Here is a 26,721-nt window from a genome sequence, read left to right on the forward strand (position 1 = left end):
CCACAACGACTTACTACGCCGTTGGGGCAGAACTCGTTCAACGCTCCACGAAACCCACCAGGTTTCCCCTCGGATCGGACCAACGTTCTACCACAGCGTCCACCCGTCCGGGTGAACCCCCTGAACGCAGTGCGACCAACAGCTGCCTGCACGTGGCCGCCGGACCCTCGGCGTTCACCTCGACGCGCCCGTCCCGCAGGTTCGAGGCGCTGCCCACCAGGCCGAGTTCCAGCGCGCGGGCGCGGGTCCACCACCGGAACCCCACACCCTGGACCTCGCCGCGCACCCACGCGGTCAACCGGACGTCCGGCTCTGCTGTCGACACGCATCCATCCTGCCAGCGGTTCAGCACACGCCTGTAATTCACCCGATGGTGGTACGGTGCGCGACCGTGAGCGCCGGCCGGAGTGACCTGTCAACCGGCTTCGCCACACCCCCGAGCCGTTTTGTCCGATCCCGGACGAACCCGCTCGGCCACCGTGACGCGGCGCGCCGCCGCTCGTTCACCACCACGGGCCCTTCCCCCTCTGGACGACGATCTCAGGAGATGGTGTGAGCGACGGGCTGAACGAGATTCCGGAACCCGACAGCGCACGGGTTCGCGTGGCCCCGAAGGTCGTGCTGGCCGCGGCGGGCGTCGTGGTCGCGACCCTCTTCGCCGCCGTCGCGGCGCTGACCGGGAGCCCGAACGACGAGGCGACCCCGGCGAAGCCGATCCTGCGGGACGACGTCGTCTCCCGCAGCACGCTGAGCAACACCCAGATCAAGCCGAAGGCGAGTTCCGAGGCCCCGGCCCCGTCGTCCGAGGCGCCGGCGACCGACGAGGCGCCCGCCACCGTCGCGGAGATCAAGACCAAGGTCACCACGGTGACGCGGGCGGACGGCACCACGACGACCACCACGGTCGAGGACACCACGACCGAGCAGCCGCAGCCGCCGCGCACCACCACCACGCCGCGCACCGAGAACCCGCCCACGCATTCCAGCCCCAGCAACCCGCCGACCGTTACGGATCCGACCGTTGATCCGCCGTCGCCGACGGAGCCGACGACGCCGCCGTCTGAGGGTGGGACGTCCGGTGGGGCTTCTGGTGGGGCGTCGAACGACGGGGCGTCGGATCGGTGACGGTTGGGAGGGCTAGAGCCACACGAAGGTGTGGGAGGCGGCCCCAACGGTGAGGTGATCAGCGCTTTCCGCCGATAAGTCGGGCACGGAACCATCCAACCGGGTTTCCCACAGGGAGATGGTGTGTTCGAGGAAGAGCAGTCGGGGGCGTCGGGGATGCGGGAGTCGCTGGAGGCATCGGGATCGCCGGAGTCGCCGGGGTCGTCCGGGTCGTCGGGGTTGAAGGAGGCGCCGGAGAAGAGGATTTCTTCGGTGGTGTTGTTGGCGGCGGGTGGGGTTCTGGTGGCGACTGTGTGCGCCACCCTCGCGTCGTTGCTGGCGGGTGGTGGTAGCAAGCCCGAGGCCGGTCCTCCGAAGGCGCAGGCGGAGGTCGAGGAGAGCGTTGTCGAGACCAGCACGTCGTTCAGCGTGGCGCCGGACGGGTCGACGTCGACGGTGGTGATCACGGTGTCGGGGAAGCCGAAGGGTGATCAGGAGCGGGTGCGGAACGCGGCGGCTACCGGGGTGACGTCTGGTGAGCAGGCGTCGGAGGTGGTGGTGACGTCGGTGGAGTCGACGAGCAGTGAGCAGCAGACGACTCGGAGGCCGACGAGCAACCCGCCTACTACGCGGTCGCAGCCGAGTACGGCGTCGTCCAGTGCCGGGCCGGTGGAGACTTCGGTGAGTGTGCCGGAGAGGTCTGAGGAGCCTGGGGAGCCTGTGGAGCCGTGAGGCTCCTGGTTGCGTGGTGGGTGGACACGGCTGCACCCGGTCGCCGAGTGTTCTAGACTCGCAGCACCTTGTCAAGGCTGGAAAGATGCCTTGACAAGGTGCTGCGAGCCCAGAGCGGCTTTGTATCGGGTGCAGGGGGAGGTCTGGCTACGCCAGCATCAGGCTTCGCCTGACAAGGCACCTCGCTGCGCGTCGGCAAGGCGGTGGGCGCTCCGCGCCGGATGCGAGGGGGCGGCTGCGCCGATGAGGTTATCCCTCGCTCCGCGACGGATAGGGCATCCGAGCTGCGCCGGACAAACCCAGCAGGCCGCGAGTGCGCTACAGCTCGAATCGGTAGCCCATTCCCGGTTCCGTGAGCAGGTGGCGGGGGTGGGCGGGTTCCGGTTCCAGTTTGCGGCGGAGTTGGGCGAGGTAGACGCGTAGGTAGTGGCTTTCCTTGGCGTAGGCGGGGCCCCAGACTTCCTGGAGCAGGTGTTTTTGTCCTACCAACTTGCCGCGGTTGCGGGCCAGGATTTCCAGTAGGCCCCATTCGGTTGGGGTCAGGTGGATTTCGGTGCCGTTGCGGTGGACCTTCTTGGCGGCCAGGTCGATGGTGAAGGACGCTGTTTCCACCAGTGCGTCCTCGTCTGGTGTGGGAGATGTGGTTGAGCGGCGGACGGCGGCGCGTAGGCGGGCCAGGAGTTCGTCCATGCCGAAGGGCTTGGTGACGTAGTCGTCGGCGCCTGCGTCCAGGGCGGCCACCTTGTCCGAGGAGTCGGTTCTGGCCGAGAGGACGATGATCGGTACGGAGGTCCAGCCGCGCAGGCCGGCGATGACGTCGGTTCCGTCCAGGTCGGGTAGGCCCAGGTCGAGGATGACCACGTCGGGTTTGCCGTCGGCGGCGGCCTTCAAGGCAGTGGTGCCGTCGTGGGCGGTCAGGACCTGGTAGCCGCGTGCGGTGAGGTTGATCCGGAGGGCGCGCACGATCTGCGGTTCGTCGTCCACCACCAGGACCCTGGTCATGCGGGGACCTCCTCGTCTGCGTCGAAGTCGGAGGAGGGCAGGGCGATGACCATGGTGAGTCCGCCGCCGGGTGTGTCCTCGGCCCTGATGGTGCCGTTCATCGCCTCGGTGAACCCCTTCGCCACGCTGAGACCCAGGCCGACGCCGGGGGAGGTCGTGCGGTCGCCCAGTCGTTGGAACGGGGCGAAGACGGCGTCGGTGGTGCCCTTGGGGAGTCCTCGGCCGTGGTCGACGACGCGCAGTTCGACCCGTTCCGCGTGCTCACTGGCGCGGATGGCGACGGTTCCCCCGCCGCCGTGGCGGAGCGCGTTGTCGACGACGTTCGCGACGACCCGCTCCAGCAGTCCGACGTCGGCGCGCACGGGGGTCAGCTGCTCGTCCACGTCGACCTCGACGCGGCGGGGGTCGTCCACTCCGGACAGCGCGCGTGCGACCACCTCGTCCAGGCCGACCGCGCGGAACAGGGGGCGCACGGCGCCGGTCGCGAGGCGCGAGGAGTCCAGCAGGTTGTCGATCAGGCCGGTCAGGCGGTCGGCGGAGACCTCGACGGTCTCGTTCAGCTCGGCCACGTCCTCGTCGGACAGCCGCAGCTCCGGGTCGCGCAGGCTGCCGATCGCGGCCTTGATGGACGTCAGCGGCGTCCGCAGGTCGTGGCCGACGGCGGACAGCAGGGCGGTGCGCAGTTCCGCGCCCTCCGCGAGGCGGCGGGCGTCGCGAGCCTGGTCGGCCATCCGCTGCTGCCGCAGGGCGAGCAGCGCCTGGCCCGCGGCGGCCTCCAACACCCGCCGGTCGGACGCGGGCAGCGGTCGGCCGCGCAGCACCAGCCGGACGTCCGGGGTGACCGGGACGTCCACGTCGGGTTCGCCGTCGGCGACCACGCCGACGCTCTCCACCCGCGCCCAATCACCGTCGGTCCGTTCCAGCAGCACCACGGACACGAGCCCGAAGTTCTCCCTGACCTCCTCCAGCAGCGGCACGAGCGGGTACGGGTTGGTGAGGACGGTCCGGGCGTACGAGGCCAGCAGCGTGGCCTCGGTGCGGGCGCGGGCGGCCTGCGCGGCGCGGCGGGCGGCGCGGTCCACGACCAGCGCCACGGTCACGCCGACCACGACCATCGCGACCAGCGTGACGACGTTCTGCTGGGTGTCCACGGTGAACGTGAACAGCGGCGGTGTGAAGTAGAAGTTCAGCAGCACCGCGGAGAGCACGGCGGCGAACACCGCGGGGCCGAGTCCACCGACGAGCGCGACGAGGACGGTGGCGAGGAAGTAGTCCACGACGTTGGTCGACTGGATGAGGTCGTCGCGCAGCCACACGCCGATCACCGTGGCCAGCACCGGCGCCAGCACGGCCAGCACCCAGCCCGCGACGCGCCGCGAGGTCCGCAGCGGGCTGCGCGCGAAGGCCGCGCGCCAGCGGGAACCGGACCGCCCGTGCGTCACCATGTGCACGTCGATCGGCCCGGACTCCTGGAGCACGGTCGCCCCGATGCCCTCGGAGAACAGCCGCGCCAACCGGGTGCGCCGGGAGGTGCCGATCACCAGCTGGGTCGCGTTGGCGCCGCGGGCGAACTCCAGCAGCGCGCTCGGCACGTCGTCGCCGACGACGGTGTGGAACGTGGCCCCGACGTCCTTGGCCAGCCCCCGGTAGCGGGCGACGGCGGCGGGGGCGGCGCCCGCGAGCCCGTCGCCGCGCAGGATGTGCAGCACTTGCAGTTCCGCGCCGGCACGGGTCGCGACGCGGCGGGCCCGGCGGATCAGGGTCTCGCTCTCCCCGCCGCCGGTGATGGCGACGACGACCCGTTCGCGGGTCTCCCAGGTGTCGGTGATGCTCTGCTCGGCCCGGTACCGGCGCAGCGCCACGTCGACCTGGTCGGCCACCCAGAGCAGGGCGATCTCGCGCAGCGCGGTCAGGTTGCCGGGGCGGAAGTAGTTGCCGAGCGCGGCGTCGATCCGGCTGGCCGGGTAGACGTTGCCGTGCGCGAGCCTGCGCCGCAGGGCCTCGGGGGTGAGGTCGACCAGTTCGATCTGCTCGGCGCGGCGGACCACCTCGTCCGGCACGGTCTCGCGCTGCGGGACGCCGGTGATGCGCTGCACGACGTCGTTGAGGCTCTCCAGGTGCTGCACGTTGACCGTGGACAGCACGTCGATGCCCGCCTCCAGCAGCTCGTCGACGTCCTCCCAGCGCTTGGCGCGGCGCGAGCCGGGGGCGTTGGTGTGCGCGAGCTCGTCGACGACCGCGACCTCGGGCCGCCGGGCGAGCAGCGCGTCGACGTCCATCTCCTCGACGGCGAGCCCGCGGTGGCGGATCTCCTTGCGCGGCAGCACTTCCAGGCCCGCGACGAGTTCCGCGGTCTTCTCCCTGCCGTGCGTCTCGACGAGGCCGACCACCACGTCGGTGCCGCGTTCGCGCCGCCGGTGCGCCTCGCCGAGCATGGCGAACGTCTTCCCGACGCCCGGCGCGGCCCCGAGGTAGATGCGCAGCTCACCGCGCCTGCGTCGATCGTCCACGCCGGTCAGTGTGCACGCTGGTGGACGTTGTTCGGCATGGACGCACAGTGCGCCGGGAAAACACCCGTTCGTGGTCCTTTGACGGCATCTTGACGCGAGCGACGCCGGAATTGGCATGTTCTTGACAGTCCGAGCGGTCTCATCCTGATGGCGGTAGGCCTCGGGACCAGGACCTGCAGCGTTACGACAAAGGTGTGGTGCGGTCGAGCAAGAGGACACTATTCGTCGCTCACGCTGGACACGAGTGGTGCGAAAGTGCGAATGTCCTGTCCGAATTCGGACAATCGCTCACCTCAGAGTGAGCACGCGGAGGACCGTTATGACCACCAGTGTGACCAACCAGGAAGCACTGCAACTCGTCGTGGCGGTGCACAGGTTGGTGAGGAGTCTTCGCCAGACGGCATCGGTGCGGCGGCTGCAGCCGACCCAGATGCTCGTCCTGTCGGAGTTAGCCATGCACGGCCCCATGCGCATCGGCGAGATCGCGGTGCGCGCGTTGTGCTCGCAGCCCACCGCGACGACCGTCGTGACGGGTCTGGAGACGTCGGGGTTCGTGCACCGCGAACCCGATCCGGCCGACGGTCGCGCCACGATCGTGGAGCTGACCGGACCCGGCCGGGAGACGATCATCTCCATGGCGCACGGCGAGGCGGAACTGCTGTCCGACCGGCTGGCCCAGTTGACGCCGTCCGAGCAGGAACTGCTGCTGGCGGCGACACCACTGCTGCGCAGACTCGGTGAGCCCGCGCAGCAGTGAAGGTGCGGGAGAGCGGGACCCCCGACCGGTCCCGCTCCCCCGCGGTCACTACGAGGTGGGCACCGTCGGCGGCGACGATGACACGCTCGAGGGTGGCGTGACCGAACTGGAGGGGTCCACCGTCGCGGAAGCGGAACCGGAGGGTGAGGTGGTGGGCGGGGCGGGCGAAGCCGGGACGGCGACCGCGAACGGCACGCCGGTGATCTCCCGGCAGCTCCCGTTGTTGCCGCGGTCCACCTGGGGCCGCGGGTACCGGTTGTCGTCCCGGTCCTCGTGGTACTCGCCGTGGTAGTCGCAACCGTAGAACGACGTCACGATGGGCTGGCCGTCCTCGTCGTAGAGGTAGACGTCGGTGAGCGGCCTGCCCTGCTGGTCGAACACGTAGATGTTGCCCGGCAGCGAAGGCCCCTGGGGCAGGTACTGCGCGGGCTGGGAGCGGCTGTACCCGCCGTTGGGGATGACCGAGCCGAGGATGAACAGCACGGTCCCCGCGGCGAGCGCGGCGGCGGGCAGGCTCACCCACAGCCAGCGGCGGTCCTCCTTGGCCTTGGGGCCGGAGACCAGCGCGAGGCCCGCGAGCACGAGGCCGAACAGGAAGACCGGCGACATGCCGTCGATCACCAGGCCGGAGATCGCGATCAGCACCGCGCGCGCCAGCCACCAGGCGGGCTGCAACGACTTCAGGTACGCGATCCCCTTCGCGGCCTGACCCCGTTCCGCCTGCTCCAGCGCCGTGCGCAGCGCGACCGCCTCGGGCAGCGCGCCGACCTGGCCGATCAGCTCCGCCTTGCGGTTGAGCAGGATGATCGCCCACACCAGGAACACGGCGACCAGCAGCGCCAGCGGGAGCCCGTCGCGCCCGCCGATGCCCACGCCGAACGCGGCGGCCGTGCCCGCGACCAGCGCCCAGAACGCGAACCGCGCCGCGAACACCGGTGTCGCCGGGACCGCGACGGCGGCTGAGGACGAAGCGGGCGGGTAGCCCGCCGCGACCCGCAGCTCGTGGGCGTACACCTCCGGCGTGCCCAGCCTCGTCGTCAGCGCCTCGGCGGAGAACTCCTCGCCGAGTTCGTCGGCGACCTCCACCACGTGCGCGCCGGCGTCGTCCATGATCTCGGAGATCTCGACGTCCGGCAGGTCGGCGAGCGCGGCGCGCATCCGGTCCAGGTACTCCTGGACCTCGGCGCGAGTGTGCGTGCTGCTCATGCCACCACCCCCAGGAGGTCGTCGAGCGTGTGCGCGAACGACCGCCATGTCCTTCCCGACTCGGCCAGGCGTTCCCGCCCCGGCTCGTTGAGGCTGTAGTACTTCCGGTGCGGACCCTCTTCGCTCGGAACCACGTACGAGGTCAGCAGGCCCGCGTTGTAGAGCCTGCGCAGGGTCCCGTAGACCGACGCGTCCCCGACTTCGTCCAGACCTCCCGCGCGGAGTCTCCTCAGCACGTCGTAGCCGTACCCGTCCTCCGCGCGGAGCACCGCGAGGACGGCGAGGTCCAGCACCCCCTTCAACAACTGGCTTGTGTCCATGCAGCTCTCCCCGGTGATGTGCCGTGAACAGTACTACGGAATGCGCAGTAGTGTCCACGGCGCAGCACCACCTCCGACGGGCGCCGGTCGGGATCGCACCGCAGAACGTGGTGAAATCCTTTGCGGGACAAGGCCTTGCGCCCCGCGAGAGCCACCGGTTCGGACGAACGGCGTAACGCCCGGAGGGAGGTTGGCGATCAACCGTCCGAGTTCGCCGCGCACGGAGGTCCCCACCCCATGGATGTGTTGTCCGATTTAGGCGACGAGGTGGTCGGCCGGTTGACGTCGACCGGCGCGTCGATCGAACCGACGCGGTACCCCAGGAGACCGGTGTGACGTCCGCGTGGCCGTTCCTGGTGGGCCGCACCCGCAACGCGGGGCACCGGGTGGTCCTGGCTCCGGACTTCATGATCGCGGAGGGCACCACGTCCTCGTTGACGCGGATCTCCCGCGGCGGCCCGGACACGCTCGAGGGCGAGGTGGTCCTGGACCTCCTGCCGGACGGCCTGATGGTCGTGTCCCGCGTGTTCGTGGCCGAGAGCGCCGACTACGGCGTCGACGGGACCGGCCCGCTGCGCGATGGCGGCGGGCGTCCGATCCGGCTCACCGAGGGGCTGGTGGTCCGGGGCGACGCCCAGCGGGTCACCTCGGCGGACCTGGCGCGCGGGCACGAGACCGCGGCTGCGGCGTTCCGGCGGTTCTGGGTCGAGGAGAACGACCACGAGGCGGAGGGCTCGACCGGGTTCGCCCTGGCGGGTGACGGCGAGTCCGCGCCCCCTCCCTCCAAGAGGAAGTCCCGGTGGTTGTTCGGCGGGCTCGCGGTGCTCCTCCTGGCAGGCGCCGCGGCCGTCGGTGTGGTGCGGGTGACCGGCGACGATCCCCCACCGGCGGTCGTCACCGTCACCCGGACCGCTCCCGAGCCCACCACCACCGGGTGCGCGACCCCGACGCCCGCGTGCCTGATCACCCCCGCCGACCTCGTCGACGACGCCGCGATCGTGATCGACGCCCCGAACGCCGTCATGAAACCGGACGCGGGCTGCGCGTCCGACCGCGGCGCGGGGCTGCGGCTGACCTGGGCGAAGGTCGCGGGGAGCATGAGGCTGGACTGGTCGCGGACGTCCGAGGGGCACGTCGACCTGACCGGCCGGGCTCGCGCGGAGCTGTCCATCCGGACCGAGGGCGGGGTGGACGGGCTGGAACTGGTGGTCGCCGACACGAAGGGCCACGAGGGGGCGAAGGTCGTCCCGCTGGCCGCGTTCACCGGTCGGCAGACGATGACGGTCGACCTGACCGTGCTGCCGAACCTCGACCTGGCGTCCGTGCGCAGCATCGGACTCCGCTGGCCGCAAGGACATGAGGAGGGTTCGGGGATCTGCCTGACGAGCGTGGCGTTCCGCTAGCGGGTGGCACGCGGCTTCGGCTGGCAGACCGGGCAGGAGAAGGAGGAGCGGTTCATGAACGGTTCGCGCACGATCGCCGCCCCGCAGCGCGGGCACGGTTCGCCCTCCTGGCCGTAGACGGCGAGGGAGCGGTCGAAGTAGCCGGACTGGCCGTTCACGTTGACGTACAGGGCGTCGAACGAGGTGCCGCCCTGGCCGAGCGCCTCGTTCATGACCTCGGTGGCGTGGGCGAGGAGTTCGGCGGTCTGCGCCCCGGTGAGCTTCCCGGTGGGGCGGAGGCCGTGCAGGCGGGTGCGCCAGAGCGACTCGTCGGCGTAGATGTTGCCGACGCCGGAGACCAGGGTCTGGTCGAGCAGGGCCCGTTTGACCTCGGTGCGCTTGGCGCGGAGCGCGCGCACGGCGGCTTCCGGGTCGAACTCCGGGTCCATCGGGTCGCGGGCGATGTGCGCGACCGGTTCGGGGAGGCGGGTGCCGTCGACCTCGACGATGTCGGAGATGGCGAGGCCGCCGAAGGTGCGCTGGTCCACGAAGCGGAGTTCGGGGCCGTTGTCGGCGAAGGAGATGCGGACGCGGAGGTGCTTCTCGTCCGGGGTGCCGGGCTGCTGGACCAGCATCTGGCCGCTCATGCCCAGGTGGGCGAGCATCGCTTCGCCGTCACCGGTGCCGGGGCCGTCGAGGTCGACCCACAGGTACTTGCCACGTCTGCGGGCGGCGACCATGCGCTGGCCCGCCAGGCGCGCGGAAAAATCCGCCGCACCGGGTAGGTGGCGGCGGATCGCTCTCGGGTGCAGCACGTCGACGGCCGAGATGACCCGGCCGGCGACGTGGGCGTCCAGGCCGCGGCGAACGACCTCTACTTCAGGGAGTTCGGGCACGGCTCAGGGTTCGACAGTGCTCAGGCCTCGACCTGGGCGACCTCGGCGGCTTCGAGCGCGCGAGCGGCCTCGAGCTCCTCAAGGGCTTCCAGGTCTTCGTACGCGGCGGCCTGCGGCTTGGTGGGCTTGAGCATCCACCCGCCTGCCTGGGCGGTGTCGCGTACGAGCACCAGCCCCTGGATGCCCCCGCTGCGAACTGCGCTCAGCGGGCGCGAGGGGCGGTTGGCGGAGCGTGCGCGTCGGTTGGTGCGGACGTTGGTGGCGTACATCGGCGTCAGTCTTCCTCGGTGGGTGAGGTCTTGGGTGAAGCCGAGTTACCAGCATGCCCGTTCTCGGCCGCGCCCGCTTCTCGATCAGCGCCAGCCCGCTCCGACAACACGCGATAGGCGGCCGCGGCCGCCTTCTGCTCGGCTTCCTTCTTGGTACGACCATCGCCTGAGCCGTAGGAGTTGCTCGCCACGATGACCGTGGCGGTGAACTCCTTGCGGTGATCCGGACCCTGGTCGTCGACCCGGTACTCGGGCACACCAAGGCCTGCTGAGGCGGTGAGTTCCTGAAGGCTGGTCTTCCAGTCGAGGCCGGCGCCGCGCAACGGCGCTTCGACCAGCAACGGGTCGAACAGCTTGTGCACAAGTTTGCGCGCGGTATCGATACCGTATTCCAGGTACACCGCGCCGATGACGGCTTCGAGGCCGTCGGCGAGAATGCTCGCCTTGTCCCTGCCGCCGGTCAGCTCTTCCCCGCGACCGAGCAGCAGGTAGCCGCCCAGTCCGTCCTCGCCGAGCCCTCGGGCGACACCTGCCAGCGCGTGCATGTTGACCACGCTGGCGCGGAGCTTGGCGAGCTGCCCCTCGGGCAGGTCGGGGTGGGTGTTGTAGAGGTGGTCGGTGACGATGAGCCCGAGGACCGCGTCCCCGAGGAACTCAAGCCGCTCGTTCGGCGGCAAGCCACCGTTCTCGTAGGCATAGGACCGATGTGTCAAGGAGAGCACGAGGAGCTCGGCGTCCAGTTGGACGCCGAGCGCTTCGAGCAACGGGGCGCGATCGGCTGACCGATCGCGCGACGACCTACCCCCCACGGTTCGCCGCTACCTTCGCCAGGAGACTCAGGCCGGCTGAACAACCTGGCGGCCGGCGTACTGGCCGCAGGTCGGGCAGGCGATGTGCTGGGGCTTGGGCGCGCGACATGCCTTGTTCGAGCACGCCACCAAGTGCACGGCACTGGTCTTCCACTGGGCGCGGCGCGAGCGCGTGTTCGAGCGCGACATCTTCCGCTTCGGGACGGCCACGACTAGTTCTCCTCCGAGTTATCACGATTCCCGCCGAACCGCTCTTGCAACGCGGCCCAACGGGGATCCATCGTCTCATGCCCGTGGTCGGGCCCAAGCTCCGCCAGCTTGCCCCCGCACTCGACGCACAGCCCAAGGCAGTCCGGCGAACACAGCGGCACCTGCGGCAGCGCGAGCACGACGGCATCCCGCACCACAGGTTCGAGGTCGATCAGATCGTCCGAGATCCGGCTGACCTCGTCCTCATCAGTGGTCTCATCCGTGGCGCTGTCCGGGTACGCGAACAACTCCATCAGCTTGATCTCGACGTGGTCGGCGATCGGGTCGAGGCAGCGGGAGCATTCCCCGGCCACGTCCGTGGACGCGGTGCCCGAGATCAGCACGCCCTCCACGACCGATTCCGCCAACAGGTCGAGCTCGACCGTCCCGCCTTCCGGCACCGCGATCACGTCGAGCAGGCCGAGGCCTGCAGCAGGCACTGACCGCTGGTAACTGCGGCTGGTGCCCGCTCTACGACCGATGTCCCTGGTGTCGATGATCCAGGGCCCGGTTGCTGTGGGACGCGCGGAGGCGTGACGATGCTCAGACATGATGTGTTGGTTTCGCTGTCGGTGGACCTACCACGGCCAGCCGCTCCAGGGTACGCGACAAGTGGTCCGTGGACGAAATCGCCAGGTGAGTCGGTCGTCTCAGTCGTGGTAGTCGAACGGCGCGGACGCGCTCGCGACGACCGGGCCGCGCAGGTGCGAGCGCCCCTTGCCGACGCTGCGCAGCGTGTGCGCCAGCAGGTCCTCGAAGTCGGCCAGCTTGCCGTCCACGTACGCGTCGCACTCGTTGCGCAGCCTGATGGCCTCGGACTGGGCCGCGTCGAGCACCCGCGCGGACTCCGCGTGCGCGGCGGCCACGACCTCCGTCTGGTCGACCAGGCGGATCTGCTCCGCCCGGCCCTCCTCGACGGCGCGCTCGTAGTTCGCCCTGCCCGCCTGCACCATCCGGTCGGCCTCGGAGTGCGCGCGACCCACCAGGTCCTCGTACTCCTGGCGACCGGCCGCGACGGTGCGCTCGGCCTGGTTCTCGGCCTCGCCGACCATGCGCTCGGCGCGGGAACGGGCCTCGGCGAGCATCCGCTCCGCCTCGGCGTGCGCCTCCGCGACCATCCGCTCGGCGTCGGACCTGGCCTTGCTGACGCCCGACTCGGCCTCGTGCGCGGCCTTGCCGACCAGCTCCTCCTTGTGGTCGAGCACGTCCTGCGCGTCGTCCAGCTCGGCGGGAATGGCATCACGAACGTCGTCAAGAAGTTCGAGGACGTCGCCACGGGGGACGACGCACCCGGAGGTCATCGGCACCCCACGCGCTTCCTCGACGATCGTGACCAGTTCGTCGAGGGCCTCGAACACCCGGTACACGTCACTCTCCTCGCAACACAGGCCAGTACCGGACCAGTTTGCCCTGCCGGTCCCACCCCGGTGGGGAGATCGGCAGGGCGTGTCCGGTTTTGCCCGCGGATGTCGGGCGGGTTGGAATGGCGGGAGTGGTTCGGGGTCGGGTCGGATGGAGGGTGGAGCGCGTGGAGCACACGATCAGGGTGGCGCGGGCGGAGGACGTTCCGGCGATCGTGGCGATGTTGGCGGACGACCCGTTGGGGGCGACCCGCGAACGGCCGGGCGACCCGGCGTACGCGGCCGCGTTCGAGGAGGTCGACGGGGATCCGCGGCAGGTGCTGGCGGTCGCGGTGCTCGGCGACGAGGTCGTCGGGACCCTCCAGCTGACGTGCACGCCGGGGTTGTCGCGGATGGGGATGACGCGGGCGACCATCGAGGCGGTGCGGGTGCGGGCGGACCAGCGCGGCCGGAGGCTCGGGGAGGCACTGGTCGGGTGGGCGATCGACGAGGCGCGCGCGAGGGGGTGCGGGACCGTGCAGCTGACCACCGACGCGTCACGGGTGGACGCGCACCGGTTCTACGAGCGGCTCGGCTTCACGCCTTCGCACGTGGGGATGAAGTTGGGGCTTTGAGGGGGAGGGCGGGGGGTGGGCGGGTTCAGGGAAGAGGGAAGCCCGGCCCCCGTGCGCGCAATTGTCTCAATGCCACACCCCTGTTTGTCAAGGCGGGAAAGATGCCTTGACAAACAGGGGTGTGGCAGGAGGGCGCTGTGTATCGGGGGCAGGGGGAGGTCTGGCTTTGCTTGTGTCGGCGGTGCCGGTTTAGGGCACCTCGCTGCGCGTCGGTAGGGCGGCGGGCGCTCCGCGCCGGGTGCGAGGGGGCGGCTGCGCCGAGGGGTATGGACATCCCTCGCTCCGCGATGGACAAGGCACCTCGCTGCGCGTCGGCAGGGTATCCGGGCTGCGCCGGACAATGCGGCTGGTGAGCTGGTTAGCGGCGTTCTTCCAGGCGTTGCATCAGGCGGCGTTCGATGGTTTGCGGGAGCAGGGTGGAGACGTCGCCGCCGTAGGTCGCCACGTCCTTGACGAGGGAGCTGGCGAGGTAGCTGTAGATCGGGTTGGTCGGCATGAAGAGGGTGTCGACGCCGCTGAGCTGGTGGTTCATCTGGGCCATCTGCAGCTCGTAGTCGTAGTCGCTGACGGCGCGCAGGCCCTTCACGATGGCCTTGATGTCGTGTTCGCGGCAATAATCGACCAGCAGGCCGTGCCACGAGTCGATGCGGACGTTGGGCCACTGGGCGGTGACCTCGGCGAGCATGTCCGTGCGTTCCTCGACCGTGAACAGGGTCTTCTTGTTCTTGTTGATGAGCACGGCGACGACGACCTCGTCGAAGAGCTTCGCCGCTCTGCCGATGATGTCCAGGTGTCCGTTGGTGACCGGGTCGTAGGAGCCGGGGCACACGGCACGCGTCATGGTTTTGGACGTTAGCACCCGATCGGATGCGGCCAGAGGGGTCCGTGGCCCTGATCACCCCTCCGGGTTCGGGTGTTCGGCCCAGTAGAGGGCCGTGTCGCCGTAACGCTTGTCGCGCAAGGATTCCACCGGAGCCGGCCAGAGGGGGCGTGGGCTGCGGGAAGCGCGTTCCACGATGAGCACGGTGCCGGGAGCGGTCCAGCCGTTCAGGACGAGGCCGTCGAGGACCTTCTCAAGCTGGGCATCGGTGATCGAGTACGGGGGGTCGGCGAAGACCAGGTCGTACGGGGTGTCGGCGGTGGTGGCGACGACGGCCTCGGCCGGGCGGGCGATGATGGTGGTGCCGGGGAGGCGCAGGTCCTGGGCGTTGGTGCGGAGGATTTCGGCGGCGCGGCGGTCGGCCTCGACGAAAGTGGCTTCGGCGGCTCCGCGGGAGAGCGCCTCGAAGCCGAGGGCGCCGGAGCCCGCGTAGAGGTCGAGCACGCGCAGGCCGTCGAGGTCGACGAGCACCTCCAGCGCGCTGAACAGCGCCTCGCGCACGCGGTCCGAGGTCGGGCGGGTCACCTTCGGCGGTACTTGCAGGCGGCGGCCACCGGCCGCGCCGGCCACGATCCTGGTCACGCGGTCATCGTCCCAGGTGCGCGCGGCGGGCTGTGCCGGGACACCGTCAGGAGCCGAAGCCCAGGCACGTGCCGACCGCTTCGAGCAGCGGGACGAGCACGCGCAGGGCCTCGGGGTCGTCGGTGGCGCACTCGGTGATGCCGGCTCCGATGACCGGGATCGCGGCGGCGATGGCCCTGATCGAGCCGACCAGCTCCGCGACGGTCAGGCCGTTCGGGGTGGGGAAGCCGACGCCGTCGAACTCCGCCGGGTCGAGCACGTCGAGGTCCACGTGCAGGTAGACCTCGTCGGAGTCGGTCTCCAGCACGGCCGAGCCCGCCATGCCGGAACGCCGGGCGGCGTGGACGGGCAGGTAGCGCACGGTGCCGCGCCACACCTGCTCGCGTTCGGCGGGCTCCATCGACCGGGCACCGAGCAGCACGGCCTTGTTGCCGCCGATCCGGGGCGCGGCCGCGAAGTCCGGGTCGCCGTCGCCGAGCAGGGCGCGCAGCACCATGCCGTGGAACGCGCCGGACGGTGAGGTCGCGGGCGTGTGCAGGTCGCCGTGCGCGTCGAACCAGGCGACCCCAAGGGTTCGTCCGTACCGCTCGCGGGCGGCCCGGACGGGTTCGAACTCGACGCCGCAGTCGCCTCCGATGGTCAGCACCTTCGACCTGGTCTTCAGCGCCGCCCGCTGAGCTGCCCGGTTCTCCAGCAGCACCGCGCGGTTGGCGATGCCGTCGACGACCGGCGACTCCTGCTCGCCGACGGGCACCGCGCGCACGTCGGCGCCCAGCACCTCACCGGCGAGCTTCGCCAACGCGCGCCCGCTCGACGGCAGCACCTCGGCCCTGGCGACGACCGCTCCCTGCCGCTGCGGAACGGAGTGGATCTCAGGCAAGTGCCCGCCACCGATCGTCGACCGTCCGACCGGCACCGCGTTGACGTCGACCCACCGACCCGACCCTACGCAAGTGCCTGCCACCAGCCGTCTACTGCCGGCGGGTCGTTGACGTCGACCCGTTCCCCCGGCTTCGGCACGGCCAGCTTGATGTCGTGCGCCTTCGTCTCGCGCCACACCCGGTCCACGGGCTCGGACCAGTCGTGCACCGACAGGTTGAACGTCGCCCAGTGCACCGGGATCAGCAGCCCGCCGTTGAGGGCGAGGTGGGCGCGCACGCCCTCCTCCGGCGTCATGTGGATGTCCGGCCAGCCGACGCTGTACGCCCCGATCTGCACCAGCGACGCGTCGAACGGGCCGTGCTCGGCACCGATGTCGGCGTACCCGTCGAAGTAGCCGGTGTCACCGCTGTAGAAGACGCGGTGCCGCGGCCCGGCGACGACCCACGACGCCCACAGGGTGTTGTCGCGCTTGAGCCCGCGCCCGGAGAAGTGCTGGGCGGCGGTCGCGGTCAGCTTGACGCCCGCGACCTCGTGGCTCTCGTTCCAGTCCAGCTCGACGATCCGCGACTCCGGCACGTTCCACCGGCGCAGGTGCGCGCCGATGCCCAGCGGCACCACGAACGGCGCGGTGCTGTCGCGGGTGAGCGCCCGCACGGTCGGCAGGTCGAGGTGGTCGTAGTGGTCGTGGGAGATCACGACGGCGTCGATCGGCGGCAGGTCGGACAGCTCGTGCGGCACCGGGTGCAGCCGCTTCGGGCCGACCAGCTCCGACGGCGAGCAGCGGTCGGACCAGATGGGGTCGAGCAGCACGCGGGCGCCGTCGATCTCCACCAGCGACGACGCGTGGCCGTACCAGGTGATGTGCAGGCCATCAGCGCTGGTCGGACCGGTCGGCGGGCCGATCAGCGGGACCGGCGCGGACGGCTTGCGGCGGCCTCCGCCGAAGAGGAACTCGCGGAAGACGTTGACGTTCTCCGCGTCCGGCATCGTGCTGGTGCGCTTGACGTTGTGGAACGTGCCGTCGCGGAACCGCGGCGACCGCCGCAGCAGCGCCGGGTCCGGTTTGCCGCCCAGCGCCGCGGGCACGCCGCGCACCGCCCAGGCCGCTCCGGCCGCCGCCAGTCCTAGCAGCACACCCGTCGTCTTCCTCATGGCACCTCCACTGTTCCGCCAGGCCATCGTCACACGGGTCAGGCCTCAGAGCTTGTCGGCGACCAGGACGGTGCGGTGACCGAGCCGGGCGGACAGCTCAAGGACGAACTCGGGGCGCAGCGGCGGCCAGTTCCAGAAGGTAAGTCCCAGCGCGCCGAAGCCCCACGGTGGTTCCCAACGCCAGCCGTTCGGATCGAGTTCCCTGGTGCAGATGGGGCAGGGCCGGGTGCCGTCCGCGCCGTCCTGCCACTCCTCGAACGCGTCGGCGATCCGGTCGAGGTCGACCTCGGCGTCGCAGTGCGGGCAGTAGATGGCCTGATCTGCGGCTTTGGCGTAGTACACGGCACGGCCGACGTCGACGCGCAGCCCGTTCCAGGCCACCTCGCGCAGATCCTCGTCGGGCACGACCACCGCGCGGTCGAGGTGCGGGCCCGGCGCGTGACCGATCCCACAGGCGCAGTTGGTCCGCTCCCTGACCACGACGCCGATCTCGACCAACCAGTCGACCACCACTTCGGCCAGGCGCGGGGCCTCCTGCTCGGTCGCTTCGATGTCGGCGATCGTCTGGTAGCGGTCGTCCATGTCCGCGAGGTTGCCACAGCATCAGCACAACTTGGTCAACTGCGCCAAACGATCCCGACTCGCGCCCACCGGCAAACGGCGTAGTTTGCGCCGCGCGCGCCCCGTGTACTGCTGCGCCATCCGTTCGGCGGACACCGCCCGCGCGGGCTTCGAGTCGGTGCGCAGATGTGTTGCCATGCCCAGGTTCTCGCCGAATCCGGCCAACGCGCGCGCCTGGTCCGGGGTGGCCCCGCCGAGCACCGCGCCGATGCGGCAGGCCGCCGCGAGCACGGCGGTTCGGAGCTTCGCCGTCCGCAGGTACTCCACCGACTCCGGATCGGGGTTCCCGTCGAGTTCGAGCGCCAGTTCCAGGCCGCGGGTGGCCTGGACCCCCGCGTCGGCCTGGATCCGGGTGGCGTCGGCGACCTGCTCGGCGGTGGCGCCGCGGTCGAGGCACTCCCCGATGAGGCCGAAGCCGCGGAAGTAGAGGGAGTTCGCCGCGACGAGCGCGCGTTCGGCGCCGAACCGGCGGTGCACGGCGACGCGGCCGTGCCGGACGTCGTCGTGGCGCAGGAGGTCCTGGTGCACCTGGCTGCCGACGTGCAGGCACTCCACGCCGACCGCGGCGGGCAGCACGCGGTGCAGGTCGCCGCCGACGGCGAGCGCGGCGCGCAGCACGAGCAGCGAGCGCAGCAGCGTGCCGACGGGCAGCAGGGCGTACCGGTCGACGGCGTCGAGGGCGCCCCGGCGGGAGTCCGGCCAGCGGGCCGCGAACTCGATGCGCAGCATCTCGCGCAGGTCGTCGTCCTGGGGGCTGAGCGGGGGGTTTCGGCTGGCGTCGAGGTCCAAGGCGGTGCTCCTCTGCGGGACGGGAGCACTCCATGCTGGGGGCCGCCGGGACCGTTCCCCGGCACGTGACCCGGACGGTGGAGCGACGCCACACGCCTGGCCCAGCCACGTCGGTGCCCTCCGCTGCGCGTTGTGCACCGGAGGACACCGACGAGTGGTGGTAGGCCCTACTGGAGGACGATGAGCAGGTCTCCGCCCTCGACCTGCTGCACGGCCCGCACGGCGAGCCGCTGGACGGTGCCCGCCTTGGCGGCGGTGATCGAGGCCTCCATCTTCATGGCCTCGATCGTCGCCACGGTCTGGCCCGCCTCGACCTGGTCGCCCTCGGCGACCGACGGCGTGACGACCCCGGCGAACGGCGCGGCGACGTGGTTCTGGTTGCCCCGGTCGGCCTTCTCCGCGGCGGGGACCTCCGCGGCGATGGACCGGTCGCGCACCGAGATGGGCCGCAGCTGGCCGTTGAGCGTGGCCATCACGGTGCGCATGCCGCGCTCGTCGGCCTCGCCGATGGCCTCCAGGCCGATCAGCAGCCGCACGCCGGGCTCCAGGTCGACCGAGTACTCCTCCCCCGGCCTCAGGCCGTAGAAGAAGTCCTTGCTGCGCAGCACGCTCGTGTCGCCGTACTGCTCGCGGTGGGCGAGGAACTCCTTGGTGGGCGCGGGGAACAGCAGCCGGTTGAGCGTGGCGCGGCGGGCCTCGTCCAGCCCGCGAGCGTCCTCACCGGACAGCTCCTCGACGCCCTTGGGAGCCGGGCGGCCCTTCAGCGCCTTGGTGCGGAACGGCTCCGGCCAGCCGCCGGGCGGGTCGCCCAACTCACCGTGCAGGAACCCGATCACCGAAGCCGGGATGTCGAACCTGCCGGGATCGGCCTCGAACTCCTCCGGCGAGACGCCCGCCCCGACGAGGTGCAGCGCGAGGTCGCCGACGACCTTGGACGACGGGGTCACCTTCACCAGGTGGCCGAGCATCCGGTCCGCGGCGGCGTACACGGCCTCGATGTCCTCGAACCGCTGGCCGAGGCCGAGCGCGACGGCCTGGGTGCGCAGGTTCGACAGCTGGCCGCCGGGGATCTCGTGCTTGTACACGCGGCCGGTCGGCGACGGCAGGCCCGACTCGAACGGCGCGTAGATCCGCCGGGTCGCCTCCCAGTACGGCTCCAGGTCGCACACGGCCTCCAGGTCGAGCCCGGTGGCGCGGTCGGTGTGGTCGGTCGCGGCCACGATCGACGACAGCGCGGGCTGCGACGTCGTGCCCGCCATCGACGCCGCGGCGCCGTCCACCGCGTCCACGCCCGCCTGGATCGCGGCCAGGTAGGTGGCCAGCTGGCCGCCCGCCGTGTCGTGGGTGTGCAGGTGGACGGGGAGGTCGAACTCCTTGCGCAGCGCGGTGATCAGCCGGGACGCCGCAGGCGCGCGGAGCAGTCCCGCCATGTCCTTGACGCACAGCACGTGCGCGCCCGCGCCGACGATCTGCTCGGCCAGCTTGAGGTAGTAGTCGAGCGTGTAGAGCCGCTCGTCGGGGTCGGACAGGTCCGAGGTGTAGCAGAGCGCCACCTCGGCGACGGCCGTCCCGGTCTCGCGCACGGCCTCGATCGCGGGGCGCATCTGCTCGACGTCGTTGAGCGCGTCGAAGATCCGGAAGATGTCGATGCCGGTCTTCGTCGCCTCCTGCACGAACGCCGACGTCACGGCCGCCGGGTACGGCGTGTAGCCGACCGTGTTGCGGCCGCGCAGCAGCATCTGGAGGTTGATGTTCGGCACGGCCTCGCGCAGCTGCGCCAGCCGCTCCCACGGGTCCTCGGCGAGGAACCGCAGCGCCACGTCGTAGGTCGCGCCGCCCCACGCCTCCAGCGACAGCAGCTCGGGCGTCAGCCTCGCCACGTGCGGCGCGACGGCGAGCAGGTCCTTGGTGCGCACGCGGGTCGCCAGCAGCGACTGGTGGGCGTCGCGGAAGGTGGTGTCGGTGACGCCGACCGCGCGGCTGCCGCGCAGCCACGCGGCGAAACCCTCGGGGCCCAGCTCGTCGAGCCGCTGCTTCGACCCGGCCACCGGCTCGGCGCCGAGGTCGGCGAGCGGCAGCTTGTCGCGCGGGTCCACGCTCGCCGGGCGCTCGCCGTTCGGCTTGTTCACCGTCACGTCGGCCAGGTACGTGAGGATCTTCGTGCCGCGGTCGGCGGAGTGCCGGGCGGTCAGCAGGTGCGGGCGCTTCTCGATGAACGACGTGGTGACGCGGCCCTCGTAGAAGTCCGGGTCGTCCAGCACCGCCTGGAGGAACGGGATGTTCGTGGACACGCCGCGGATGCGGAACTCGGCGACCGCGCGGCGGGAGCGGGCCACCGCGGCGGCGAACGTGCGGCCGCGGCAGGTGAGCTTCACCAGCATCGAGTCGAAGTGGGCGCCGATGGCCGTGCCCGCGCCGATCGTGCCGCCGTCGAGCCGGATGCCGGAACCGCCCGGCGAGCGGTACGCGCTGATCACGCCGGTGTCCGGGCGGAAGCCGTTGGCCGGGTCCTCGGTGGTGATGCGGCACTGGAGCGCGGCGCCGCGCAGCTGCACGGTCTCCTGGCTGAGGTTGAGGTCGGCCAGCGTGGAGCCGCTCGCGATGAGCATCTGCGACTGGACCAGGTCGACGTCGGTCACCTCCTCGGTGACCGTGTGCTCGACCTGGATGCGCGGGTTCATCTCGATGAAGACGTAGTTGCCGTTCGGGTCCAGCAGGAACTCGACCGTGCCCGCGTTGCGGTAGCCGATGTGCCGGGCGAACGCGACGGCGTGGGCGCACATCCGGTCGCGGATCGCCGGGTCCAGGTTCGGCGCCGGGGCGATCTCGATGACCTTCTGGTGGCGCCGCTGCACCGAGCAGTCGCGCTCGAACAGGTGGATCACGTTGCCCTCGCCGTCGGCGAGGATCTGCACCTCGATGTGGCGGGGCTCGACCACGGCCTGCTCGATGAACATGGTCGGGTCGCCGAAGGCGGACTCGGCCTCGCGCATCGCGGCTTCCAGCGACTCGCGCAGCGTCGACGGGTCCTCCACGCGCCGCATCCCGCGACCGCCACCACCGGCGACGGCCTTCACGAACACGGGGAAGTTGATGCCCTCGGCGGCCGCGAGCAGCTCGTCGAGGTCGGCCGACGGCTGGGACGACTCCAGCACGGGCAGCCCGGCCTCGCGCGCGGCCGCGATGGCGCGCGCCTTGTTGCCGGTCAGCTCCAGCACCTCGGTCGGCGGGCCCACGAACGTGATGCCCGCGTCCTTGCACGCCTGCGCCAGCTCGGGGTTCTCCGACAGGAAGCCGTAACCGGGGTAGACCGCGTCCGCACCGGCCCGGCGGGCGGCCTTCACGATCTCCTCGACGGACAGGTACGCGCGGACCGGGTGACCCGGCTCGCCGATCTGGTACGACTCGTCGGCCTTCAGCCTGTGCAGCGAATTGCGGTCTTCGTGCGGGAAGACCGCGACCGTCCCCGCGCCCAGCTCGTAGGCGGCTCGAAACGCCCTGATCGCGATCTCGCCGCGGTTCGCGACAAGCACCTTGCGGAACATAGCGGCGTTCCCTCCCGGCTGGCTCGACTGGGTCGCTGGTTCGGTTCAGCGGAACGTTCCTGTTCGGGAGCGAGATCCTGCTTGGCAGCGAGATCCTGCTCGGGAGCAAGATACCGTGCGGTTCCCGCGCCTCGGGAGTTGTATCCCACGTGACGGACGTCATCTCGATCGTTCCGCGACACGGTCGAGTCACCCCGCCACCCCTGCCGTGAGCTGGGGCCACGCCCGGAGAGTGTGCCGCAGCCGAGCCGTCCGCGCAGCCCCCGGCGGCAGGCGCTGGGTTAGCGCTTGATCACACATCCGTTACCACCAGTCACCGGGAACGGTGGAGGTTGCGTCGAATGCAGTAGGTGCGACCCTCTTCACGGCGGTACCCATCCGAAGGTCCGATGGGTCGCGCCAACGCGGTGTCGTTCACCGCATCGGATAACAAAGAGGTCGGAAACCTCGGTAGTGTTGCCCATATGGCCGCGCCCGATGGGAATGGGCAGACAGCTGCCCGCACAGCTCACTTCGACGTCGTCCTGCGTGGGTACAACCAGCGGCAGGTCAACGAACGCGTCACCCGGTTGGAGTTCGACCTCAAGAACGCCAACCGCAGTCGTGACGCCGCCGCCGCCCAGGTGGCGGAGCTGTCGAAGGTCGTCGCGGGCACGAGAGCCGAGCTGGAGAAGGTCAAGACCCAGCTGACCAGCCTCGCGAACAGCCCCATCAGCGCCTCCAACGTCACCGAGCGCGTCCGCATCATGATGGGGCTCGCCGAGGAGGAGATCGCCGACATCCGCAAGGCGGCCGTCGACCACGCGAACGCCACCCGCTCCGAGGCCGACCGGTTCGCCGCCGAGCAGAAGGCGCTGCACCAGCGCAAGCACGGCGAGACCGAGGACCGGCGCAGGCAGCTCGAAGCCCAGCACCAGCAGCACCGCATCGACCTCGACCAGAAGTTCGAGCAGCGCAAGGCCGAGCTGGAGGCCGAGCACCAGGAGCTCCGCACCAAGCTCACCGCCGAGCAGCAGGAACTGCGCGCCAAGCTCACCGCCGAGCACAACGCCCTCGTGGCGGAGAACCGCGCCGAGACCGAGCGCGTGACGACCGAGTACGACGCCAAGGCCGCCGACCTGGAGAAGAACCGGGTCGCGCTGGAGCAGAAGTACTCGAAGTACCACGACGAGCTGGACAAGGAGTACGACGAGCTGCGCACGAAGCTCCAGAAGGAGCACGAGCAGCTGGTCGTGACGGCGAAGGTGGCGGCGGAGAAGATCGCCGCCGAGTCCGAGGCGAAGAAGGTCGCGGCGGAGAAGTCGCTGGCCGACTCGCTGGCGGCGAAGAAGGCCGAGTCGGAGAAGCTGCTGGCCGAGCTGGAGTCGGAGGCGCTGGCGAAGGTCGAGGTGCTGACCACGTCGGCCACGGCGAAGGCGGAGAAGACGGTCAAGGACGCCGACGAGCACGCCGGGAGGCGGGTCACCGAGGCGAACGACCGGGTGACGGCGTTGCGGACGATGCACCGGACGTTGACCGAGCAGTTCGCCGCGGCGCAGGCGGCGGTGCTCCAGGCCGTGTCGGTGCTGGGGCCGCTGCCGGAGGACCCGCAGACGTCCGGCTCGGGGTCGGTTCCCGGCTCGGGTGCGGGTCCGGCGGCTTCGGGGCCGAGCGCTTCGGGTCCGGCGGCTTCGGGGCCGAGCGCTTCGGGTCCGGGTGCCTCAGGGCCGGTCGCTTCGGGGCCGGGTGCGGGCAAGCCCGCGGCTCCCGCGTCGGGTGCGGCCCCGGCCAGGCCCGTGAACAGGGGTTCGGAGTCGGCGGCCCCGGCGGCCGGGGCGAGTCAGGCTCCGGGTCCGCGTCCCCCGGCGGGCAGGCCTGCCGGACCGGCCAAGCCCGCGCAGTCCGCTCCCAAGGGCGTCGACCCCGACTCCCCCACCGCGAAGCTGCCGATCCAGAAGAAGCCGAAGAACTCCTGAGCGACCCGCGGGCGGCTCGCGGTCGATCCACCGCGAGCTGCCCGCGGCAGGCCTTGGAACACGCGGCCGTCCCCGACTACTCGGGCAGCTGGTCCGCCGGGACGGTCTCCGCGGTGGGCGGTGCGGCGACGTCGACCGGGGTGCCCCAGTCGGTGAAGCGGGTGGTCGAGCTCTTGACGACCTTGCCGTCCTGCTCGAAGCGGTACTCGGCCTTGAGCGGGAGGCCGGTGTCGTCGACCCAGGCGAACGCGGTGATGGTGACGCCGTACTCGGCGAGCTGCGTGTGCTGGAGCTGGATGTCCGGGTCGTCGAGCAGCTTGGCGATCTTCACCGTGTCGACGGCGATGTCGTAGCGGGTCACCGGGGTGCCGTCGAGCTGCTCGGAAGCCTTGCGCAGCACCAGCGCGGCGGTCGGCTCGAGGTAGTCGAGTTCGGCGCCCGCCATGGAACTCGGGCCGAAACCGCGCAGGAGCCCGGAGATCTCGCCCGCGTTCGCCTCAGTGTACTGCGCCCACTTCTTGCCCGCGGGCATCGCGGCGCCGTCGAGGTGCGCGTACAGGGCGTCCTTGAGCACCACGAGGTCGATCTTGCGGGCCGCGCCGCCGGTGTCGACGCCCATCGTGAACGCGCCGAGCACGCCGTCCGCGGTCTGGCTGATCGCGCCGTCGGCGGTGTTGCGCACCTCGGTCGCGCCGCCGTCGGAGGCGAAGCCGTCGGTGTGGAACCTCGCCGTCTTCAGCTCGGCCCGGCGCTGCGCGATGCGCTCGGCCAGCACCGCCAGCTCGCCCTTCACCTGCGAGGTGGTCGGGGCCGGGGGCGGCGGGGTCGACCCGCAGGCGACGAGCAGCGCGAGCGGGATGGCGGCTAGCAGTCGACGGCGCACAAGGAGGCGATGCTAGCTCAGGCCTTCTCCAGGTACTCGGCCCGCTCCTCGTCCAACAGGCCCGCGACCAGCCCCGCGAGACCGGGGTGCGCGGTCAGGTCCGGGTCCGCCTCGACGACCTGCTGCGCCTCGACGCGCGCCTCCCTGATCACCTCCTCGTCCCGCAGCAGCGACAGCATCTTCAGCCCCGACCGGCTGCCGGACTGCGCGGCGCCGAGGATGTCCCCCTCCCGCCGCAGCTCCAGGTCCAGCTGAGCGAGTTCGAACCCGTCCAAAGTGGACTCCACGGCGCGGAGCCGTTCCATCGTCGACGTGCCGTCCGGCATCTCCGTCACCAGCAGGCACAGCCCCGGCGCGCTGCCACGCCCGACGCGGCCGCGCAGCTGGTGCAGCTGGCTCACGCCGAACCGGTCCGCGTCCATGATCACCATGACGGTCGCGTTCGGCACGTTCACGCCGACCTCGATCACCGTCGTCGCGACCAGCACCTGGACCTCGTTCGCGGCGAACGAGCGCATCACCGCGTCCTTGTCGTCCGCGGGCAGCCTGCCGTGCAGGATCTCGATCCGCAGCCCCCGCAGCGGCCCCTCGGACAGCCGGTTGGCCACGTCCACCACCGCCAGCGGCGGCCGCCGGTCGGACGCGTCCTCCTTCGGCGGCTCCGGCCCGTCCTCGTTCTCGCCGTCGCCGATCCGCGGGCACACCACGTACACCTGGTGGCCCTTGGCGACCTCCTCGTGGATGCGCTGCCACGCCCGCGAGAGCCACTGCGGCTTCTCCGCCAGCGGCACCAGCGACGTGCTGATCGGCGACCGCCCCTGCGGCAGCTCGCGCAGCGCGGACACGGTCAGGTCGCCGTACACCGTCATCGCCACGGTGCGCGGGATCGGCGTCGCCGTCATCACCAGCACGTGCGGCGACGCGCCCTCCCGCGCCCTCCCGCGCAGCGCGTCCCGCTGCTCCACGCCGAACCGGTGCTGCTCATCCACCACGACCAGCCCGAGATCGGCGAACGTCACCTTGTCCTGGATCAGCGCGTGCGTCCCCACCACGATCCCGGCCTCGCCGGACACGATCTCCAGCATCGCCTTCTTCCGCTGCGGCGCGTTCATCGAACCCGTCAGCAGCGTCAACCGCGTCGCGTGCTCAGCCCCGCCGAGCTGCCCGGCCTGCGCGAGGTCGCCCAGCATCTCGTTCAACGACCGCGCGTGCTGCGCCGCGAGCACCTCCGTGGGCGCCAGCATCGCGGCTTGGCGACCGGCGTCGACGACCTGCAACATTGCGCGCAAAGCGACCATCGTCTTCCCGGACCCGACCTCCCCTTGCAGGAGGCGGTTCATCGGGTGCACGCCGGACACGTCGTGGGCGATCTGGTCGCCGATCTCCCGCTGCCCCTTGGTGAGCGTGAACGGCAGCCGGGCGTCGAAGGCGTCGAGGATCTCGTCCGGCCGCTTCGGGCACGCGGGGGCGGGGCGGGCGCCCGCGGACTGCCTGCGCTGCGCGAGGGCGAGCTGGACGGCCATGGCCTCGTCCCACTTCAACCGCTGCTGCGCCAACGTGATCATCGCCCAGCTGTCCGGGCGGTGGATGGCGCGCAGCGCATTTTCGAGCGGCATCAACGAGCGGGCCTTGCGCAGGTGCTCGGGGAGCGGGTCGGCCGCCTCCGGGACGCCGTCCCAGATGTCGAGGACCTGCTTGACGCAGTTGACGATGTTCCACGACTGGATGCCCTGCGCGGCCGGGTAGACCGGGATGAACGCCTGGGCGAAGCGGTCGGCCGACGACTCCGGCGCCTCGTCCTTGAGGACCTCGAAGTCCGGGTGCGCGAGCTGGAGCTTGTTGTTGAACCGGCCGACCTTGCCCGCGAACATGGCCTGCCGACCCGGCAGCAGCTCGGTCTCGGCGGCGTGCGCGGGCGCGCCGAAGAACACCAGCTGCAGCTCGTTCGTGCCGTCGGTGATGGTCGCCTCGAACATGTAGCCGCGCCGGTTCTTCATCGCGCGCTTCTTGCCCGTCTTGACCTTGGCCTGCACGGTCACGTGCTCGCCCAGTTCCAGGCTCGCGATCTCGGTCAGCTTGCCGCGCTCGTCGTACCGGCGCGGGTAGTGCCGCAGCAGGTCGCCGACCGTGAGCAGGCCGAGCCCGGCCTCCAGCGCGTCGGCGCTCTTCTTGCCGAGCACCGACACCAGCTTCTCGTCAAAGGTGGTCATCGCCGCCCATT

General features: G+C 71.0%; 26 protein-coding genes. 6 read left to right on the forward strand and 20 right to left on the reverse strand.

What is annotated here, in order from left to right:
• Window positions 1–37: 37 nt before the first annotated feature.
• A complete protein-coding gene (locus tag RM788_RS17005; protein ID WP_315932660.1) occupies window positions 38–325 on the reverse strand; it encodes an acylphosphatase in 288 nt (95 codons plus the stop codon).
• Between the two features lie 227 nt (window positions 326–552).
• Here RM788_RS17005 and RM788_RS17010 point away from each other — a divergent pair, with 227 nt between their 5' ends.
• Together RM788_RS17010 and RM788_RS17015 are read left to right on the forward strand one after the other, a co-directional pair.
• Window positions 553–1,125 carry a hypothetical protein gene (locus RM788_RS17010; RefSeq protein ID WP_315932662.1) on the forward strand — a complete coding sequence of 191 codons (573 nt, stop codon included), beginning with the start codon at window positions 553–555 and terminating at the stop codon, window positions 1,123–1,125.
• A gap of 123 nt (window positions 1,126–1,248) precedes the next feature.
• Window positions 1,249–1,836: a hypothetical protein gene (locus RM788_RS17015; protein ID WP_315932664.1), complete on the forward strand. Its 588-nt coding sequence runs from the start codon at window positions 1,249–1,251 to the stop codon at window positions 1,834–1,836.
• Window positions 1,837–2,154: 318 nt separating this feature from the next.
• Here RM788_RS17015 and RM788_RS17020 read toward each other — a convergent pair whose 3' ends face one another.
• Window positions 2,155–2,838: a response regulator gene (locus RM788_RS17020; RefSeq protein ID WP_315932665.1), complete on the reverse strand. Its 684-nt coding sequence runs from the start codon at window positions 2,836–2,838 to the stop codon at window positions 2,155–2,157.
• Window positions 2,835–5,348, reverse strand: coding sequence for a DUF4118 domain-containing protein (locus RM788_RS17025; protein WP_315932666.1), 2,514 nt, complete (start codon window positions 5,346–5,348; stop codon window positions 2,835–2,837). Before RM788_RS17025 ends, RM788_RS17020 begins: the two co-directional genes overlap by 4 nt.
• A gap of 319 nt (window positions 5,349–5,667) precedes the next feature.
• Here RM788_RS17025 and RM788_RS17030 point away from each other — a divergent pair, with 319 nt between their 5' ends.
• Window positions 5,668–6,105, forward strand: a complete 438-nt coding sequence (locus RM788_RS17030; protein WP_315932667.1) for a MarR family winged helix-turn-helix transcriptional regulator — start codon at window positions 5,668–5,670, stop codon at window positions 6,103–6,105.
• Between the two features lie 48 nt (window positions 6,106–6,153).
• Here RM788_RS17030 and RM788_RS17035 read toward each other — a convergent pair whose 3' ends face one another.
• The gene (locus RM788_RS17035; protein ID WP_315932669.1) at window positions 6,154–7,311 is read right to left on the reverse strand and encodes a DUF1700 domain-containing protein; all 1,158 of its coding nucleotides are present in this window, start codon (window positions 7,309–7,311) and stop codon (window positions 6,154–6,156) included.
• Window positions 7,308–7,631 carry a PadR family transcriptional regulator gene (locus RM788_RS17040; RefSeq protein ID WP_315932670.1) on the reverse strand — a complete coding sequence of 108 codons (324 nt, stop codon included), beginning with the start codon at window positions 7,629–7,631 and terminating at the stop codon, window positions 7,308–7,310. The genes RM788_RS17035 and RM788_RS17040 overlap by 4 nt, the downstream gene beginning before the upstream one ends.
• A 332-nt stretch (window positions 7,632–7,963) precedes the next feature.
• Between RM788_RS17040 and RM788_RS17045 the strand changes: the two genes are divergently transcribed.
• Window positions 7,964–9,034 carry a hypothetical protein gene (locus tag RM788_RS17045; RefSeq protein WP_315932671.1) on the forward strand — a complete coding sequence of 357 codons (1,071 nt, stop codon included), beginning with the start codon at window positions 7,964–7,966 and terminating at the stop codon, window positions 9,032–9,034.
• Here RM788_RS17045 and mutM read toward each other — a convergent pair.
• The 6 genes from mutM to RM788_RS17075 form a co-directional block, all read right to left on the reverse strand.
• A complete protein-coding gene (mutM, locus tag RM788_RS17050) occupies window positions 9,031–9,909 on the reverse strand; it encodes a bifunctional DNA-formamidopyrimidine glycosylase/DNA-(apurinic or apyrimidinic site) lyase (protein ID WP_315932672.1) in 879 nt (292 codons plus the stop codon). The two genes, RM788_RS17045 and mutM, sit on opposite strands and share 4 nt — an antisense overlap.
• A 20-nt stretch (window positions 9,910–9,929) precedes the next feature.
• On the reverse strand, window positions 9,930–10,079 hold the full coding sequence (locus RM788_RS17055) for a hypothetical protein (protein WP_315932674.1): 150 nt from the start codon (window positions 10,077–10,079) through the stop codon (window positions 9,930–9,932).
• Between the two features lie 104 nt (window positions 10,080–10,183).
• Entirely contained in the window at window positions 10,184–10,942 is a 759-nt protein-coding gene (gene rnc, locus RM788_RS17060) for a ribonuclease III (protein ID WP_399343814.1), read from the reverse strand.
• A 72-nt stretch (window positions 10,943–11,014) separates the two neighbouring features.
• A complete protein-coding gene (gene rpmF, locus RM788_RS17065) occupies window positions 11,015–11,197 on the reverse strand; it encodes a 50S ribosomal protein L32 (RefSeq protein ID WP_315932676.1) in 183 nt (60 codons plus the stop codon).
• A gap of 2 nt (window positions 11,198–11,199) precedes the next feature.
• A complete protein-coding gene (locus RM788_RS17070) occupies window positions 11,200–11,787 on the reverse strand; it encodes a YceD family protein (protein ID WP_315932677.1) in 588 nt (195 codons plus the stop codon).
• A 99-nt stretch (window positions 11,788–11,886) separates the two neighbouring features.
• Window positions 11,887–12,603: an SPFH domain-containing protein gene (locus tag RM788_RS17075; RefSeq protein WP_315932678.1), complete on the reverse strand. Its 717-nt coding sequence runs from the start codon at window positions 12,601–12,603 to the stop codon at window positions 11,887–11,889.
• Between the two features lie 215 nt (window positions 12,604–12,818).
• Between RM788_RS17075 and RM788_RS17080 the strand changes: the two genes are divergently transcribed.
• A complete protein-coding gene (locus tag RM788_RS17080; protein WP_315934657.1) occupies window positions 12,819–13,211 on the forward strand; it encodes a GNAT family N-acetyltransferase in 393 nt (130 codons plus the stop codon).
• Between the two features lie 358 nt (window positions 13,212–13,569).
• Here RM788_RS17080 and coaD read toward each other — a convergent pair whose 3' ends face one another.
• From coaD to RM788_RS17115, 7 genes are all read right to left on the reverse strand, one after another.
• On the reverse strand, window positions 13,570–14,052 hold the full coding sequence (coaD, locus tag RM788_RS17085; protein WP_315932679.1) for a pantetheine-phosphate adenylyltransferase: 483 nt from the start codon (window positions 14,050–14,052) through the stop codon (window positions 13,570–13,572).
• Window positions 14,053–14,106: 54 nt separating this feature from the next.
• Window positions 14,107–14,673, reverse strand: coding sequence for a 16S rRNA (guanine(966)-N(2))-methyltransferase RsmD (gene rsmD, locus RM788_RS17090; protein WP_315932680.1), 567 nt, complete (start codon window positions 14,671–14,673; stop codon window positions 14,107–14,109).
• A 46-nt stretch (window positions 14,674–14,719) separates the two neighbouring features.
• The gene (locus RM788_RS17095; RefSeq protein WP_315932681.1) at window positions 14,720–15,553 is read right to left on the reverse strand and encodes an arginase family protein; all 834 of its coding nucleotides are present in this window, start codon (window positions 15,551–15,553) and stop codon (window positions 14,720–14,722) included.
• Between the two features lie 65 nt (window positions 15,554–15,618).
• Window positions 15,619–16,707 carry an MBL fold metallo-hydrolase gene (locus RM788_RS17100; RefSeq protein WP_315932682.1) on the reverse strand — a complete coding sequence of 363 codons (1,089 nt, stop codon included), beginning with the start codon at window positions 16,705–16,707 and terminating at the stop codon, window positions 15,619–15,621.
• A gap of 45 nt (window positions 16,708–16,752) precedes the next feature.
• Entirely contained in the window at window positions 16,753–17,289 is a 537-nt protein-coding gene (locus RM788_RS17105; protein ID WP_315932683.1) for a hypothetical protein, read from the reverse strand.
• 21 nt (window positions 17,290–17,310) lie between these two features.
• The gene (locus tag RM788_RS17110; protein WP_315932684.1) at window positions 17,311–18,117 is read right to left on the reverse strand and encodes a polyprenyl synthetase family protein; all 807 of its coding nucleotides are present in this window, start codon (window positions 18,115–18,117) and stop codon (window positions 17,311–17,313) included.
• 167 nt (window positions 18,118–18,284) lie between these two features.
• A complete protein-coding gene (locus RM788_RS17115) occupies window positions 18,285–21,662 on the reverse strand; it encodes a pyruvate carboxylase (RefSeq protein ID WP_315932685.1) in 3,378 nt (1,125 codons plus the stop codon).
• A 464-nt stretch (window positions 21,663–22,126) separates the two neighbouring features.
• Here RM788_RS17115 and RM788_RS17120 point away from each other — a divergent pair, with 464 nt between their 5' ends.
• Window positions 22,127–23,617 (forward strand): coiled-coil domain-containing protein, encoded by a 1,491-nt coding sequence (locus tag RM788_RS17120; protein ID WP_315932686.1) that lies wholly within the window; start codon window positions 22,127–22,129, stop codon window positions 23,615–23,617.
• Window positions 23,618–23,693: 76 nt separating this feature from the next.
• On the opposite strand, the gene RM788_RS17125 is transcribed toward RM788_RS17120, so the two are convergent.
• Together RM788_RS17125 and recG are read right to left on the reverse strand one after the other, a co-directional pair.
• The gene (locus RM788_RS17125; protein ID WP_315932687.1) at window positions 23,694–24,500 is read right to left on the reverse strand and encodes an SCO4651 family lipoprotein; all 807 of its coding nucleotides are present in this window, start codon (window positions 24,498–24,500) and stop codon (window positions 23,694–23,696) included.
• 17 nt (window positions 24,501–24,517) lie between these two features.
• Window positions 24,518–26,710 (reverse strand): ATP-dependent DNA helicase RecG, encoded by a 2,193-nt coding sequence (recG, locus tag RM788_RS17130; RefSeq protein ID WP_315932688.1) that lies wholly within the window; start codon window positions 26,708–26,710, stop codon window positions 24,518–24,520.
• Window positions 26,711–26,721 lie beyond the last annotated feature (11 nt).

Source organism: Umezawaea sp. Da 62-37, from assembly GCF_032460545.1.
Classification (GTDB): domain Bacteria; phylum Actinomycetota; class Actinomycetes; order Mycobacteriales; family Pseudonocardiaceae; genus Umezawaea.

What these genes read in the sequence shown, in the direction of transcription:
- RM788_RS17030 (WP_315932667.1), top strand. Translation starts at nt 5,668, where the DNA reads ATGACCACCAGTGTGACCAACCAGGAAGCACTGCAACTCGTCGTGGCG.
- RM788_RS17120 (WP_315932686.1), top strand. Translation starts at nt 22,127, where the DNA reads ATGGCCGCGCCCGATGGGAATGGGCAGACAGCTGCCCGCACAGCTCAC.
- coaD (WP_315932679.1), bottom strand. Translation starts at nt 14,052, where the DNA reads ATGACGCGTGCCGTGTGCCCCGGCTCCTACGACCCGGTCACCAACGGA.
- RM788_RS17100 (WP_315932682.1), bottom strand. Translation starts at nt 16,707, where the DNA reads ATGAGGAAGACGACGGGTGTGCTGCTAGGACTGGCGGCGGCCGGAGCG.
- RM788_RS17020 (WP_315932665.1), bottom strand. Translation starts at nt 2,838, where the DNA reads ATGACCAGGGTCCTGGTGGTGGACGACGAACCGCAGATCGTGCGCGCC.
- RM788_RS17080 (WP_315934657.1), top strand. Translation starts at nt 12,819, where the DNA reads ATGTTGGCGGACGACCCGTTGGGGGCGACCCGCGAACGGCCGGGCGAC.
- RM788_RS17040 (WP_315932670.1), bottom strand. Translation starts at nt 7,631, where the DNA reads ATGGACACAAGCCAGTTGTTGAAGGGGGTGCTGGACCTCGCCGTCCTC.
- recG (WP_315932688.1), bottom strand. Translation starts at nt 26,710, where the DNA reads ATGACCACCTTTGACGAGAAGCTGGTGTCGGTGCTCGGCAAGAAGAGC.
- RM788_RS17115 (WP_315932685.1), bottom strand. Translation starts at nt 21,662, where the DNA reads ATGTTCCGCAAGGTGCTTGTCGCGAACCGCGGCGAGATCGCGATCAGG.
- RM788_RS17105 (WP_315932683.1), bottom strand. Translation starts at nt 17,289, where the DNA reads ATGGACGACCGCTACCAGACGATCGCCGACATCGAAGCGACCGAGCAG.
- RM788_RS17035 (WP_315932669.1), bottom strand. Translation starts at nt 7,311, where the DNA reads ATGAGCAGCACGCACACTCGCGCCGAGGTCCAGGAGTACCTGGACCGG.
- RM788_RS17070 (WP_315932677.1), bottom strand. Translation starts at nt 11,787, where the DNA reads ATGTCTGAGCATCGTCACGCCTCCGCGCGTCCCACAGCAACCGGGCCC.